This is a genomic window from Stenotrophomonas sp. CASM106 (genome assembly GCF_049384825.1).
GTDB classification, from domain to species: Bacteria; Pseudomonadota; Gammaproteobacteria; order Xanthomonadales; family Xanthomonadaceae; genus Stenotrophomonas; species Stenotrophomonas muris.
Genome location: NZ_JBMRFS010000014.1, coordinates 69,781 through 84,817, shown reverse-complemented (window position 1 = coordinate 84,817; position 15,037 = coordinate 69,781). Strand labels below are relative to the sequence as shown.

At 68.9% G+C, this 15,037-nt stretch carries 8 protein-coding genes; 3 read left to right on the top strand and 5 right to left on the bottom strand.

Features of this window, described 5'->3' with window-relative positions:
• Nucleotides 1-441: 441 nt before the first annotated feature.
• Both VG556_RS21205 and mrcB read right to left on the bottom strand, forming a co-directional pair.
• On the bottom strand, nt 442-978 hold the full coding sequence (locus tag VG556_RS21205; protein WP_014648099.1) for a hypothetical protein: 537 nt from the start codon (nt 976-978) through the stop codon (nt 442-444).
• Nucleotides 975-3,413 carry a penicillin-binding protein 1B gene (gene mrcB, locus VG556_RS21200; protein WP_032958979.1) on the bottom strand — a complete coding sequence of 813 codons (2,439 nt, stop codon included), beginning with the start codon at nt 3,411-3,413 and terminating at the stop codon, nt 975-977. The genes VG556_RS21205 and mrcB overlap by 4 nt, the downstream gene beginning before the upstream one ends.
• 96 nt (nt 3,414-3,509) lie before the next feature.
• Here mrcB and VG556_RS21195 point away from each other — a divergent pair, with 96 nt between their 5' ends.
• On the top strand, nt 3,510-5,609 hold the full coding sequence (locus VG556_RS21195) for a glycosyltransferase (RefSeq protein WP_100450481.1): 2,100 nt from the start codon (nt 3,510-3,512) through the stop codon (nt 5,607-5,609).
• Here the strand turns inward: VG556_RS21195 and VG556_RS21190 are convergent.
• Together VG556_RS21190 and VG556_RS21185 are read right to left on the bottom strand one after the other, a co-directional pair.
• Nucleotides 5,606-7,171, bottom strand: a complete 1,566-nt coding sequence (locus VG556_RS21190) for a hypothetical protein (RefSeq protein WP_100450482.1) — start codon at nt 7,169-7,171, stop codon at nt 5,606-5,608. The two genes, VG556_RS21195 and VG556_RS21190, sit on opposite strands and share 4 nt — an antisense overlap.
• Nucleotides 7,172-7,201: 30 nt before the next feature.
• The gene (locus VG556_RS21185) at nt 7,202-9,358 is read right to left on the bottom strand and encodes a RelA/SpoT family protein (protein ID WP_032958977.1); all 2,157 of its coding nucleotides are present in this window, start codon (nt 9,356-9,358) and stop codon (nt 7,202-7,204) included.
• A gap of 130 nt (nt 9,359-9,488) precedes the next feature.
• Between VG556_RS21185 and VG556_RS21180 the strand changes: the two genes are divergently transcribed.
• Nucleotides 9,489-10,013 carry a hypothetical protein gene (locus VG556_RS21180; protein ID WP_014648104.1) on the top strand — a complete coding sequence of 175 codons (525 nt, stop codon included), beginning with the start codon at nt 9,489-9,491 and terminating at the stop codon, nt 10,011-10,013.
• A gap of 75 nt (nt 10,014-10,088) precedes the next feature.
• On the opposite strand, the gene hrpA is transcribed toward VG556_RS21180, so the two are convergent.
• Complete coding sequence (gene hrpA / locus VG556_RS21175) at nt 10,089-14,171, bottom strand: ATP-dependent RNA helicase HrpA (protein WP_100450483.1); 4,083 nt, start codon at nt 14,169-14,171, stop codon at nt 10,089-10,091.
• Between the two features lie 86 nt (nt 14,172-14,257).
• Between hrpA and VG556_RS21170 the strand changes: the two genes are divergently transcribed.
• Entirely contained in the window at nt 14,258-14,806 is a 549-nt protein-coding gene (locus VG556_RS21170) for a Dps family protein (protein WP_005410730.1), read from the top strand.
• Nucleotides 14,807-15,037: the final 231 nt, after the last annotated feature.

The window sequence follows — 15,037 nt, the reverse complement described above, 5'->3', positions numbered from 1 at the left end:
TGGGCGCAATCCTGGGCCCCAAGGGTCGGGCCGGCCCCCCCCGCCCCACCCTCGACAGTTTCCCAGTGACGGATGCACGCGCGGCGTCGCGTCGAGCTTGCTCGACTGCCCTTTCAGAAGCGGTGGGTGGAACGGAAACAAGAAGGGGTCGTATCCGTTTTCCTGCGGAAAACGGATACGACCCCACAACGAGTGCGCGCAGCGCGCGACCCGCTTTTGATTTTCTTTTTCTTTTCCGTGGCTGGACGCACACGGAAACTGTCAGAGGTTGGGCGGGGTGGGTTCGCGGGGGTGTCCGCGGCATGGATGCCGCGGCCAAGCCCCCAGGGACGGGTTCACGGCGTCCCCCGCGAACCCACCCCGCCCGGCCAAGCGCGGCTTTTGCTTCTGGCTTCAGCGACCAACCCACAGCCACGAGGGGCTGCGCCGTTGGCTGGAAATTCAGTACCGCTTGATCCCCGGCACCGTGCAGCCCTCAATCTGCGCATGCGCCGACACCGCATTCTCCTTCTCGCCCCGCGCCAGGCGCGACTGCTCGATCGTCGCCCAATGCCGGCGGCACAGCGGCCCGGTCTTCGAGCCCAGATCCACCGCCTTGCGCGCGAACGTCTCCGCCTGCGCCCACTGGCCCTGCAGCAGCGCCAGTTCGGCACGTTCCTGCAGCACTGCCGGGTCACCCGCCACGATCTCCAGCGCGTGGTCCAGGCTGCTGGCCGCGCCGGCCAGGTCGTTCGCCTGGCGTTGTGCCAGTGCGGTTACCCGCAGATCTTCCACCTGCGAATCACGCAGCGGCTGTACCGACAATTCCTTGTCGTCCGGACCCGCTGCAGCATCCACCGCAGCCAGGCGCTGCGCCGGCGTGGTGGTATCGACCGGCTTGACCACCGGTGGTGCGCTGCTCACGCAGGCGGCCAGGGCCAGGCTGAGGCCGGTCAGGGCCAGGGGCTGCAGCAGGGATCGCATGTTCATCGGCATCATCGGCTCGGGGGAGGAGTGGCGGCGGCAGGTGCCGCGGCAGGTTCGGCAGGCGCTTCCGGCTTGCGGTCCAGGCCGAACCAGCTGCGCCAGCCACCGCCCTCGCCGTCGGCCTCGCCCTGCCCCTCCGGCGACGCGGCCGGCGCGCACGGCGCATAGGCAGGCGCATAGCCCACCACGAACGGGAAACGACGCGCGCCGGGGCAGCCTTCATCGGTGCTGTTGAGGCCGGTGGGAGCCACCGACTGCCAGTCCAGGCCCTTGTTGCTGACCCGCAGCGGCGCGCTCGGCAGGCGCTGGAAGATGCCCGACCAGACCCGCATCGCGCCGGTGGCGCCATACAGGCCGGCCTGCGCGTTCTGGTCGTTGCCGATCCAGATCACTGCCAGGTGATCACCGGTGTAGCCGGCATACCAGCTGTCACGGCCATCGTTGGTGGTGCCGGTCTTGCCGGCGGGCTGCAGGCGGCCGAGGCCATCGGCATTGAGCCGCTGCGCGGTACCGCTGGCGACCACCTGCTGCAGGCCGACACTGATCAGGTTGGCGGCAATCGAGTCGCCTTCCTGCGCCGGTGCCGGGGTCTTGTCGTACCGCTTGAGCAGCTTGCCCTGCGGATCGAGCACGCCACGCACCGCGTGCAGCGGCTGGATCTCGCCGCCGGACGCCAGGAACTGATACAGCTGCGCCATCGCGTACGGGCTCTGGTCGGTCGAGCCGAGGATCACCGCCGGGTTGGCGTCAGCCTTGATGCCGGCCAGGACATGGATCAGCTGGGTCACGCGCTCCGGGCCGACCTGCATGCCCACGCGCACCGTGGCCTGGTTGTAGGAATGCGCCAGTGCGTCGATCAGGCGCACCGTGCCGTGGCTGCGGTTGTCCGCGTTGCCGGGACTCCAGTTGCGGCCGCGGCCGAGCTGCACCGTCACCGGCGAATCATCCACCCAGCTGGCCAGCGAGTAACGGTCCGGCTGCGCCAGGGCCAGCAGGTAGACGAACGGCTTGAGCAGCGAACCGACCGGACGCTGCGCCTCGATCGCGCGGTTGAAGCCGACCTCGGACACCTCGCGGCTGCCGATCACCGCCAGCACGTCGCCGTTGTGCACGTCGGTCAGCACCATGCCGGCCTGCAGCTCGGGGCGGCGCTTGCTTTCCAGCGACTTGATGGTGCGGGTCACCGCGCCTTCGGCATAGGCCTGCGCGGACGGCGACATGCCGGTCATCACGCTCAGGCCCGCGCCCTGCAGCGCCGATTCCGGATAGTCATGGCCGAGCTGGCGGCGGACCAGGTCAACGTAGGCCGGGAAGCGGTTGGCTGCCACCAGGCCCGGCGTCTTGGGCACGCCCAGCGGTGCCTTCAGCGCGCGCTGGTACTCGGCATCGTCGATCAGCGTGGCCTCGTGCAGCTTGCCCAGCACGAAGTTGCGGCGATCCAGCGCGCGCTCCGGGTTGCGCCGCGGGTCGTAGAAGGACGGCCCCTTGACCAGGCCGATCAGCAGTGCGATCTGCTCGGTCTCCAGCGACTGCAGGTCACGGCCGAACCAGAACTCGGCGCCGGAGGACATGCCATGGATCGCCTGGCTGCCGCGCTGGCCCAGGTACACCTGGTTGAGATAGGCCTCGAAGATGGTGCGCTTGTCATAACGCGCTTCCATGATCAGTGCGTACAGCACCTCATTGAACTTGCGGGTGACCGTCTGCTCCTTGCCGATGCCGAGCAGGCCGCTGCGGGCCAGCTGCTGGGTCAGCGTCGAAGCGCCCTGGCGGCTCTGGCCACCGGAACGGATCGTCACCCACACCGCGCGCGCGATGCCGGACAGGTCGATGCCGTGGTGGCGGTTGAAGTCCTTGTCCTCCACCGCCTGCAGGCCAGTCACCAGCAGGTCCGGCGCCTCGTCCATGCGGATCAGGCGGCGCTCTTCCTGCTTCTGGCCGTACAGGGTGGCGATGCGCGCCGGATCCAGCCGCGCGGCCTTCAGCGCCTTGCGGTTGTCGGCGTCGCGCAGCGAGGCCACGCCGCCATCGGCCAGCGACAGCTCCACCCGGCGCGGGGCCACCCGGCCGTCAACGTCGTTGAAGCCGCGGCTGGAGATGACGAAGCGCCCGCCGTTCACCGCATAGGTGGCCGGCTCCTTGCCCTGCCCGTCATCGCGGTAAGCAGAGGCGGCCAGCTCGGTCTTCAGCGTAGACGCATCCATCGCCTTGCCGGGGGTGAGCACCAGCGGGCGCGCGTACACGCGCGTCGGGATCTGCCAGCGCAGTTCACCGAAACGCTGGGTCACCTGTTGGTTCAGGTACAGCGTATAGGGAATGAGGAAACCCAATCCCAACGCGACCGCAGCCATGCTCCAGGTGATCAGCCGGCGCCGCCACAGCGGACCGTTGTCCTGCTGGTCGTCGTCGGAATCGTCGATGTCGTCGGAATCGTAGCGTCGGGGCACGGGAATGCGAGAATGTAGGGTCTGGCGAGTCTACCCCAGCCGCTGCGGCTGGCGAATTCTCCCGGGTTCCCCTGCTTAAGCTGGAGTTGCAACCGGATGGCGATGTCCCTGGCCGAGATCCGATACCTGATCAACCGCCTGTCGGGCCTGGCCCGCCGGAGCCTGGCAAGCCTGCGCACCCGTGGCTGGCGTGCCACCTGGCAACGCATCCGCGTGCATGCCCAGCGCGCCGTCCCCGCCCCGCGCACGCCACTGTTCCTGCCGCCAGCGCAGGATTTCGCCCCCTTCACGGTGCCGTTCAGCGAGTCGCCGGAGGTGAGCATCGTCATCCCGGTCTACAACCACGTCGCCCACACCGTGGCCTGCCTGCGCGCCCTGGCGGCGCACCCGCCGGCCGCCGCGTGCGAGATCCTGGTAGTGGATGACGGCAGCAGCGATGCCACCGTGCAGTGGATGCCGCAGGTGGCCGGGCTGCGCTATGAAGTGCGTGCGCACAACGGCGGCTTCATTGAAGCCTGCAATGACGGTGTATCGCGCGCACGCGGCCGCTACGTGGTACTGCTGAACAACGATACGGTGCCGCAGCCGGGCTGGCTCGACGCCCTGCTGGACACCTTCGGCAGCGTGCCCGACGCCGGCCTGGTCGGCAGCCAGCTGCTGTACCCGGATGGCCGCCTGCAGGAGTCGGGCGGGGTGATCTTCGCCGATGGCAGTGGCTGGAGCTACGGCCGCTTCGAGGCCGCCGATGATCCGCGCTTTGCCAGCCTGCGCGACGTCGACTACTGCTCGGGCGCGGCGCTGATGCTGCCACGCGCCCTCTGGCAGCAGCTGGACGGCTTCGACACCCGCTACAAGCCGGCCTACTACGAGGACACCGACCTGGCCTTCCGCGTGCGTGCACACGGCCTGCGCGTGCTGGTGCAGCCGGCCAGCCGGGTGATCCACGACGAAGGCACCAGCAACGGTACCGACACCGGCAGCGGGGTGAAGGCCTACCAGGTACGCAACCAGGCCATCTTCGCCGCCCGCTGGGCCACCGAACTGGGCCGTCATCCGGCGGTCGGCGAAGTGCCGTCTCCGGCGCTGCTGCTGCGCGGCCGGCGCCAGGTGCTGATCCTGGACGAGGAAGTACCGCAACCGGATCGCGATTCCGGGTCACTGCGCCAGGTCAATCTGATCCGCCTGCTGCTGCAGGGCGGCGCCCACGTTGTGTTCGTACCGACCCGGCGCGAGCACGCCGGTGCGGCCACCGAAGCGCTGCAACGGATGGGCGTGGAAGTCTGGTACGCGCCCTTCCTGGACAGCGTAGCCGGCTGGCTGCGCAGCCACGGATCGCGTTTCGACGTGGCAATGCTGGTGCGTCACCACGTCGCCCACGAATGCCTGCCGCTGCTCAAGCGCTATGCACCGCAGGCACGGACCGTGTTCGACACCGTCGACCTGCACTACCTGCGCGAACGCCGCGGTGCCGAAGTGGCCGGCGACGCAACCCTGCTGCGTGCAGCGGAACGTACCCGCAGCAGCGAACTGGCCGTGATGGAGCAGTGCGACATCACCGTGCTGGTCAGTGCGGCCGAACGGGAGCAGCTGCAGTCCGATGCGCCGCAGGTACGGGTGGAGCTGATCTCCAACCTGCATGAGGTCGTTGGTGCCGGCGCCGTATTCGAGCAGCGGCGCGACCTGGTGTTTGTCGGCGGCTTCCGTCATCCGCCGAACCTGGACGGCATGGAATGGTTCATCGGCGAGGTCTTTGCCCGCATCCGCGCCCGGTTGCCGGAAGTGCGCCTGCACTGCATCGGCGCCGCGGCGCCGGAGTCGTTGCTGGCACTGGCCGCACGCCAGCCCGGTGTGCAGATGCACGGGTTCGTCGAAGACATCACGCCCTACATGGACGGCGCGCGCATCGCCATTGCGCCGCTGCGGTTCGGCGCCGGCGTGAAGGGCAAGATCAACCTGAGCATGGCCCATGGCCAGCCGGTGGTCGGTACCACCTGCGCCGTGGAAGGCATGCACCTGCATCCCGGCCAGGACGTGCTGGTGGCCGATGACGCTGTCGGTTTCGCCGATGCGGTGATCCGCCTGTACCAGGATCCACAGCTGTGGCAGCAGTTGTCCGATGCCGGCCTGGCCAACGTCGCCCAGCATTTCTCACTTGATGCCGCCCGCGCGACCGTGCAGCGGGTGTTCTTCGCCTAGTCCGCCCGTCCACCGGCGCGACGCAGGCGGTCTTCGAACGCCGGCAGTTCGGCCAGGTCCGGTTGCAGCAACCGCGCCTGTTCGGAAGCGTGCGCGGCAAAGGCCAGGTCGCCATTGCCGAGCCGTTCGCTGCCGATCGCCAGCCAGCGCTGGGCCAACCGCAGCCGCGCCGAGGGCAGGCCCGCTGCGGTCGGTGACAGCGTCTGCCAGGCCTGCAGGCAGGCACCCGCCGCCTGTACCCGGTTCTGCCGCAGATTGTCGTCGAAGCAGCGGCGACTGGCGGGCAGCAGGCGTGCTGCGGCAGCCTTGACCCGCGTGTCGCGGGGGGCCAGTGACTGGGCTTCGCGCAGTGCGTCGAACGCGCTGTGCCCCGGTGGGCTGATCCACTGCCCTGCACGTTCGGCACGCTCGATCTTGCGCAGGTGGTCGCGCAGCTGGCGTTCGCGCTGCGCCGTACTGATCGCGGGCTGCTGCAGGGCCTGTTGCGCCTGGCGCGCACGCTGCAGGCGCTGTGCCAGTTGTTGCCGGATTGCCTGCGAAGCGCCCAGCTCCGCCGCCAGGGCTGCATCGCGTTGCGCCGCATCGAACTGGAAGTCGTCGGCGGATGTCTGGCTGCGCGCCACCACCGCCTGCAGCGCCTGCTCACGCCCCCGCTGGGCATTGGGATCATCGGCCGCCACCGCAAGCACTGCCAGGAAACCCTGGGCTGCGGCGTCCAGCTGCTGTCGTTGCAGTGCCCGCTGCGCCTGCCGCAGGCGCTGGTCCACCGCGCGCGCCAGGGCTTCCTCGCTGACCGGCAGATCGGCATGACCGGCATCGAACTGGCGGGCACGACGCAGGATCGCGGCCGCCTCGGCCAGCTCTCCGCGCCCTGCCAGCGTGCGCGCCTGCAGCAGCAGGTCGCTCAGCGCATCTTCGCGACCTTCCAGCGCCGGCAGGTTGTCCGGCTGCAGGGCAAGGATGCGCTGGAACAAGGGCAACGCACTGCTGTCGCCATCATCCAGGCGTCCGGCCGCGAACGCGTTGCGCGCCTGGGCCAACAACGCACCAATACCGGCTCCGGCACTGCGTCGCGCCTGCAGCTGGCGGGCGACCGCATCGGCTTCGCCCTGCGGCACCTGCAGCTCACGGGCCAGTGCCAGTGCCTGCGCGCTGCCGTCCAGGTCACCGGCGTGCAGGCGATCGCGCGCCTGTTGCAGCGCTGCCGCGCCGGTATTGGCCAGGCCCTGGCGCGCCTGCGGGCGATCACCGTCCAGCGCCAGCACCGCCTGGTAGCGCTCGCGCGCACCACTGCCATCGGCATCGCTCAAACGACCGGCGGCCAGCGCACGATCCCCCTCGGCCAGCAGCTGTTCGATCTGCGGCTCATCCCAGAACCAGTCGGCCAGCGGCTTGCGCAGCAGGACCAGCAGCACGAACACGGCCAGCGCCGCAAGCAGCGCCCAGCGCCAGACCCGGCGCGCATGGCGTGCCTGCAGCCACCACCAGCGACCCTCGCGACGGACGCGGTCCAGCGCAGGATGTTCAGCGCCATGCGGGCGATGCGGGGGCTCGCGTTCCATGCGTGCAGGGTAGCCGGGGCAGCGTGAAGCTCAGCCGAGGCGACGTGCCTCGCTCACGCCCGGCAGCGCATCAAGCTTGCCCAGCAGCGTCGACAACTGCCCGTAGTCGCTGACCTTCAGCCGCAGCCGCAGATGGGCACGGCCACTGTTGCGCACGTTGTCACTGTGGATGTCGAGCACGTAGGCGTCTTCCTGGGCGATCAGGTTGGTGATGTCCTTCAGCAGCCAGCGGCGGTCGACCGCGTCGACCACCACGTCCACTTCGTAGCCGCCACCGGCCTGGCCCCACTCCACCGGCAGGATGCGCTGCGGGCTGGCGGCGGCCAGCCGGGCCAGCGCGGCACAGTCTGCACGATGCACAGTGACACCACGGCTACGGGTCAGGTAGCCGACGATCGGCTCGCCGGCCACCGGCTGGCAGCAGCGTGCCAGCTGCACCAGCAGGTTGCCCACGCCCTGCACGGTGAACTTGGACTTGCCCAGGTTCTCGCGGCGCGCGGTCGGCCGCGGCAGCGTCGGCGCGGGCGCGGGCTGGCTGGCGGCACGTTCCGCCTCCAGCAACGTCCGGCTGACCTGGTTCGGGCCGGTATCGCCCAGCGCCACCTGGATGTACAGGTCATCGACGCTGTCGGCATGGAACTTCTTGGCCGCGACGGCCAGGTCCGAGTGCTGCAGGCCCAGCCGCTTCAGCTCGCGCTCGAGCAGCTCGCGACCGGCCTGCACGTTGCGCGCGCGGTCCAGCTTGTGGAACCAGCTGCGCACCTTCTCGCGCGAGCGGTTGCTGGCCAGGAAGCCATTGGCCGGCATCAGCCAGTCGCGGCGCGGGTCGGCCTCCTTGCCGGTCAGGATCTCGACGCGGTCGCCACTGCGCAGGCGATAGGTCAGCGGCACGATACGGCCGTTGACCTTGGCGCCGCGGCAGCGGTGCCCGACCATGGTGTGCACCTGGTAGGCGAAATCGAGCGGCGTAGCGCCCTGCGGCAGGTCCAGCACCTCGTCCTTCGGGCTCAGCGCATAGACCCGGTCCTCGGTCAGCTCGGCATCGAGCGCCCCGGCCAGTTCATTGCCCTGCCCGTCCTGCGCCTGCTCCAGCAGCTGGCGCATCCAGGTGATCTTGCGATCGAAGGACTTCTCCGCGCCCTTGCCGCCTTCCTTGTACTTCCAGTGCGCGGCCACGCCCAGCTCGGCCTGCGAGTGCATTTCATGGGTACGGATCTGCACTTCGATGGTGCGCCCTTCCGGGCCGACCACGGCGGTATGCAGCGAGCGATAGTCGTTGGCCTTCGGGCGTGCGATGTAATCATCGAACTCGCTTGGTACCGGCGCCCACAGCGCGTGCACCACGCCCAGCGCGGCGTAGCAGGCGGCGACGTCGTCGACCATCACGCGCACCGCACGGATGTCATACAGCTGGTCGAAGGCCAGCCGCTTCTTCTGCATCTTCCGCCAGATGCTGTAGATGTGCTTCGGGCGGCCGCTGACTTCGGCCTTGATGCCCTGGGCGACCAGCTCGCGCGACAGCACCTTCTTGACGTTCTCGACGTAACGCTCGCGGGCGATGCGGGTTTCGTCCACCTCGCGGGCGATGCGGCGGTAGGTTTCCGGTTCCAGGTGGCGGAACGCCAGGTCCTCCAGCTCCCACTTCAGCTGCCAGATGCCCAGGCGGTTGGCCAGGGGCGCGTGGATGTCGCGGGTCAGCTGGGCCAGCGCGCGGCGTTGCTCGTCGTCCAGCTTGTCGGCCGCGCGCATCCGCGCCAGCTGGCGCGCCAGCAGGATCGGCACCACGCGCAGGTCGCGGATGATCGCCAGCAGCAGCCGGCGCAGGCCCTCGCTGTTGCGTCCGGCCTCACGGCCGGCGTGCAGCGCCCACACCGGGTCGGCCGCATCCTGGCCGTCGAGCAGGCCGATCACCGCCGCCTGGTGGCTGCCCAGCGGCAGCTGGTCCAGGCTGGCGCGCAGGCCCGGCAGGTCGAACAGCAATGCTGCCACCACCGCGCCTTCGTCGGCCGAGAGCATCGCCAGCGCATCGAGGGTATCGCCCAGCACCGACCAGGTGGCACGCATCTGGTGGTCGCAATCGGGCGCTTCCCAATGCTCGCGCAGGGCCTGGCGCAGCGGAGCAGGCAGCACCGCTGCCGAGGGACGGTTCAACAAGGCATCCAGGCCAGGGACGGAAGCGCGGTTCACAGCATCGAGCAGGCAAGACAGAGGCCCCTACACTAGCGCCGGCGTCGTTCAGGGACAATCACTGCGGCCACCATCACCCGGCATGAAGACATGCCGCTACACTCGCCAACACATCCAGGAGAGACCCGCCATGCCTTCGATTGCCCTGCGCGTCCGTCCACGGCTGCTGGCCTGTGCCGCCGTGTTGCTGTCCCTGTCCGCGCCTGCGCTGGCCCAGCGCGTGGTGGAGGGCGACCTGCAGCAGCAGATGTCGCCCACCGAGTTCAAGGCCGCCGGCCTGGACAAGCTCAGCGCCGCTGAACTGGCCACGCTCAACCGCTGGCTGCAGGGCAAGGTCGAGGCGGCCACCACCCAGGCCGTCGCCGCAGCGCGCGAAGAAGGCCGCCAGGAAGTGATCAAGAAGAACCGCGGCTTCCTGGACTTCGGCAGCAGCGAACCGATCGAAAGCACCCTGCAGGGCGAATTCCGTGGCTTCGGCCAGGGCCGCCGCTACGTGCTGCAGAACGGCCAGGAGTGGGAGCAGATAGACGCCACGCACTATTCCGGTGGCCGCAAGGAAGCGCCGAACGTCAGCATGCGCCCAGGCGTGATGGGCGCCTGGTACATGAAGGTGGACGGGGTGAACGTGCAACCGAAGGTTCGTCGCACCAAGTAACGCCCGGGCATTCCGGCCGTGCCGGATCCATGCCCGGCGGCCATGGTCGCCCGATGGGGCGACCATGGCGCGCGTTCACGCGTGGCGAAGTGCAGCCACCCGCTGCGCCAGCTTCTTCGCCGAAATGCCGGTGCGTGCCCCCAGCTCCTGCGCGAACAACGACACCCGCAGCTCTTCCAGATCCCAACGCAGCGCCTGCCATTGCGGGCGATCACGCAGGCCCTGCTGCTCGCCCGCTTCCAGCGCCTCCAGGAACGGGTGCAATTCCAGCATGCGCGCCTGGTCACGCGGCGGATCACGCTTGGCACGCTCGGTGCGCAGGATCATCGCCTTCAGGTAGCGCGGGTACTGCGCCAGCGCGTCGGCCGGCGTGTCGCGCAGGAAGCCGGGGTGGATCAGCCCGGCCAGCTGCGCTTCCATGTCGTCCAGGTTGCCACGCGCCCAGCCCATCAACGGCGCCTCCAGCAACGGCTTCAGTTCCGCCACCAGCGCCAGGATGGACTCGGCCAGTTTCAGCCGCGACATCGCCTCGCCGAACAGGGCCTTGGCCGCATGCTCGCGGCGTTGCTCGAAGGCTGCCGCATCGCGGATGTCTTCCAGGCCTTCGGCCAGCACCGCGTTCATCGCCGCATCCACCAGGTCTCCACGCAGGCGTTCCTGCGATTCGATCGCGGCATACAGCAGGCCGGTCTTGGCACCCACCGGCAGCTGCTTGCGCGCCTGCTTGACCTTCTCGGCCAGGGCAATCTCCAGCAGCCGGCGCACACCCAGCGGGTGGGCCTCCTGCGCCTGCTGGCGATCGGCGAAGATGCGCAGCGCCACGCTGTCGCCCTCGTCCAGCAGCGCCGGATAGGCCGGAACGCCGGCTTCACCGGGCACCTGCAGCGGAATCGGCGCGGCCGGGAACGTGCGCAGGCCATCGGCCGCCATCTCGCGCCCCGCGCGTGCAGCGAAGGCATCGCCGGCACGGCCGCCGAATTTCGCGCGCAACGCATCGAGATCACGCGAGGTCGCCAGCACCTTGCCGTGCTCGTCGCGCAGGCGCAGGTTCATGTGCAGGTGCGGTTCGATCGAAGCGGGTTCGAAATCGAGCGCCGTCACCGTCGCGCCGGTGGCACGTGACAAAAAGCGCGCCAGTTCGCCAGTGATGGCATCGGCGCTGGGCTGCGGGAATGCCTCGAAGAACGCACGACCGAAGTCCGGCGCCGGCACGTAGTTGCGGCGCATCGCCTTGGGCAGGCTGCGGATGAGTGCCGAGGCCTTGTCGGCGACGAAGCCAGGCGCCAGCCAGCCCAGCTGCACCGGGTCCAGCGCGTTGAGCAGGTGCAGCGGCACGTCCAGGGTCACGCCGTCATCATCGGCACCCGGCTCGAAGCGGTAGTGCAGTGGCAGGCGCGCCTGGCCCAGCGGCAGGTACTTCGGGTAGCGCTCCTGTTCGCTGCCCTCACCCGGCAACAGGTCGACCAGTGACCAGTGCAGGGTCTTGCGCTGTTCCGGCGCCAGCCCCTTCCACCAGGCATCCAGCCCTGCCGCCGAATGGATCTGCGGCGGCACCCGGTCCAGGTACCAGCGCGCCTGCCAGTCCTCGTCGGCCACGATGCCGGCGCGGCGCAGCTTCGCTTCCTCCTCGCGGGCGACCTCCAGCACTTTCTGGTTGTCGGCCACGAAGCTGGCGCGGGTGTTGATCTCGCCGGTCACCAGCGCCTGGCGCACGAAGATGTCGTGCGCCTCGCCCGGTGCGATGCGGCCGTAGTGCACCGGCTTCTTCGGTGCCAGCACCAGGCCGAACAGGCTGATCTGCTCGGAGGCCAGCACCTGGCCCTGCGCGCGCGACCAGTGCGGGTCGAAGTGCTTGCGCAGCAGCAGGTGCGGCAGTTCGGCGATGACCCAGTCCGGCTCGATCGCGGCCAGGGTCATGCCCCAGACCTTCTGCGTGTCCAGCAGGTTGGCCACCAGCAACCACGGCGGCGGGCGCTTGGACAGCGCCGAACCGGGGAACGGCAGGAAACGGCGCTGGCGTGGCGCCTGGAAATCGCCCTTCTCGGTGCGGTGCCCGATCTGCGTCGGCAGGCCCGCCACCAACGCCCGGTGCAGGGTCTGGTAGGCAGCCGCGCGCACGCGTTCGCTGAAGCCGCCGCCCGCCGGTGCCTGCTCCTTCTGTGCACGTACGGCCACCGGCGTCGGCGCCGCTTCGGCCTTGCCTTCGCGGGCCAGGCGTGCAGCGCGGTGCAGCTGGCCACGGGTGGCCTTCACTGCGGCGGCATCATCACGCGCTGCCGCCGGCGCACTGCTGCCGGCCAGCAACGGCGCCATCGACGCCTCGTCGGCCTCTTCCTTCCAGCCCAGTTCCTCGCACAGCAGCCGCAGCTGGCGGTGCAGCTCGCGCCACTCGCGCATGCGCAGGAAGCCGAGGAAATGACGGCCGCACCAGTCGCGCAGCTTGGACTGGGTCAGGTCTTCATGGGCCTGCCGGTAGGCATCCCACAGGCGCAGCACGCCAACGAACTCGGAACGACCATCGGCGAACTGCGCATGCGCGCTGTCGGCGGCACCGCGTGCTTCGGGCGGACGTTCGCGCGGGTCCTGGATGCCCAGGAACGAGGCGATCACCAGCATCGGCCGCAGGCAGCCGGCGGCCTGCGCGGCGACCAGCATGCGCGCCAGCTTCACGTCCACCGGCAGGCGTGCCATCTGCTTGCCGATGGTGGTCATGCGCCGCTCGGCGTCGATCGCACCCAGTTCGGTCAGCTGCTGCCAGCCATCGGCCACCGCACGCTCGTCCGGCGCTTCCAGGAACGGAAACTCCTCGATGCGGCCCAGGCCCAGCTGCAGCATGCGCAGGATCACCCCGGCCAGGCTGGAGCGGCGGATCTCCGGATCGGTGAACTCCGGCCGCGCCTGGAAATCGGCTTCGGCGTACAGGCGGTAACAGATGCCCTCGGCGATACGGCCGCAGCGGCCCTTGCGCTGGTTGGCGCTGGCCTGCGAGATCGGCTCGATGTGCAGGCGGTCCAGCTTGTTGCGCGGACTGTAGCGCTTGACGCGGGCAAAGCCCGGATCGACCACGTAGCGGATGCGCGGCACCGTCAGCGAGGTCTCCGCGACGTTGGTGGCCAGCACGATGCGCCGGTTCGGCCCGGGATTGAACACCCGGTCCTGGTCCTGGTTGGACAGCCGCGCATAGAGCGGCAGCACCTCGGTGTTGCGGTACTTGCGGCGCTCCAGCGACTGGTGCGCATCGCGGATCTCGCGTTCGCCCGGCAGGAAGATCAGCACGTCGCCGCGCGCATCCAGGCGGGTGATCTCGTCGATGGCCGACACGATGGCGTCGTTGACGGTGCGTTCGCCCTGGTCTTCGCCCTCGCCTTCCAGCGCGCGATAGCGCACTTCCACCGGGTAGGTGCGGCCTTCGACGCTGATCACCGGCGCATTGTCGAAATGCTGGGCGAAGCGTTCGGTATCGATGGTGGCCGAGGTGACGATCAGTTTCAGGTCCGGGCGCTTGCGCAGCAGCTGCTTCAGGTAGCCCAGCAGGAAATCGATGTTGAGGCTGCGTTCGTGCGCCTCGTCGACGATGATCGTGTCGTAGTTCGACAACCAGCGGTCACTGGCGATCTCCGCCAGCAGGATGCCGTCGGTCATGAACTTGATGCGGCTGTCGTCGCTGACCTTGTCGTTGAAGCGCACCTGGTAGCCGACCAACTGGCCCAGTTCGCTCTGCAGTTCCTGCGCCACGCGGCTTGCCACCGCACGTGCGGCAATCCGTCGCGGCTGGGTGCAGCCGATCATGCCGGCCTGGCCACGGCCTGCGGCCAGGCACAGTTTCGGCAGCTGGGTGGTCTTGCCCGAGCCGGTTTCACCAGCGATCACCACCACCTGATGGTCGCGGATCAGCCCGATGATGGCGTCGGCTTCACGCGCAATCGGCAGCTGCGGGTCCAGAGTAATGGACGGCTGCTGCTGCGCCCGGACCTGCCGGCGCTGCACCGACGCCTGCAAGGCCTGCTCGAAGGTAGCGGCCAACGCCGCATCCTGTGGCTTGGCTTGGCAACGCGAGAGCATCCCCAGCAAACGGCCCCGGTCGCGGCTCATGGCGCCGTCGATGGCGGCGCGCTGTTGGCGCAGGCGGGACGATGGATTTTTATCGATAGAGTTCATCAATCGGTTCGTTCAAAACTTTGATAGCGACCAGTCATCACGACCGGTTTATTGTGAAGGCCAACGATTCCACAAGGAGGAACCCCATGGCGAAGACCAAGAGCACGACCAAGGCCAAGACCGGCAAGCAGAAGCTTGCAGCGGCGGCACCGTCGGCGCCGAACATCGATATCGGGATCACCCAGGGCGACCGCAAGAAGATCGCCGACGGTCTGTCGCGCTTCCAGGCCGATGCGTTCACGCTCTACCTGAAGACGCACAACTTCCACTGGAACGTGACCGGGTCGATGTTCAACTCGCTGCACACCATGTTCGAGACGCAGTACACCGAGCAGTGGGCGGCACTGGACGACGTGGCCGAGCGCATCCGCGCGCTGGGCTTCAATGCCCCGGGCTCCTACCGGGAATTCGCTGCGCTGACCTCGATCGCCGAGGAACCGGGCCTGACCGACAGCGCGGACTGGCGTGAAATGGTACGCCAGTTGGTGGTCGCCAACGAAGCAGTCTGCCGTACGGCACGTGAAGTGCTGGAGGTGGCGGCCAAGGGGGATGACGCCCCGACCGAGGATCTGATGACCCAGCGGCTGCAGACCCACGAGAAGTACGCCTGGATGCTGCGCTCGCTGCTGCAGTAAGAGTTGGGGGGCCCGGCAGGGCTGCGCCCTGCACCCGCAGAGGCAACTGCAACGGCAACGGCCGGAGCAAAAGCTGGTTTCCTGTGGGTTGGCGGGGTGGGTCCGGTGGCAGGGGACGCCGTGAACCCGTCCTTGGGGGCTTGGCCGCGGCATCCATGCCGCGGACACCCCTGGCACCGGACCCACCCCGCCTTCGGCAGTTTTCCGCGATCTGCCGGCAAAGCCATTGGG

Excerpts from the sequence above, each read along its gene's own strand:
- VG556_RS21170 (WP_005410730.1), top strand. The coding sequence starts at position 14,258 with ATGGCGAAGACCAAGAGCACGACCAAGGCCAAGACCGGCAAGCAGAAG.
- hrpA (WP_100450483.1), bottom strand. The coding sequence starts at position 14,171 with ATGAACTCTATCGATAAAAATCCATCGTCCCGCCTGCGCCAACAGCGC.
- VG556_RS21190 (WP_100450482.1), bottom strand. The coding sequence starts at position 7,171 with ATGGAACGCGAGCCCCCGCATCGCCCGCATGGCGCTGAACATCCTGCG.
- VG556_RS21180 (WP_014648104.1), top strand. The coding sequence starts at position 9,489 with ATGCCTTCGATTGCCCTGCGCGTCCGTCCACGGCTGCTGGCCTGTGCC.
- VG556_RS21205 (WP_014648099.1), bottom strand. The coding sequence starts at position 978 with ATGATGCCGATGAACATGCGATCCCTGCTGCAGCCCCTGGCCCTGACC.
- VG556_RS21195 (WP_100450481.1), top strand. The coding sequence starts at position 3,510 with ATGGCGATGTCCCTGGCCGAGATCCGATACCTGATCAACCGCCTGTCG.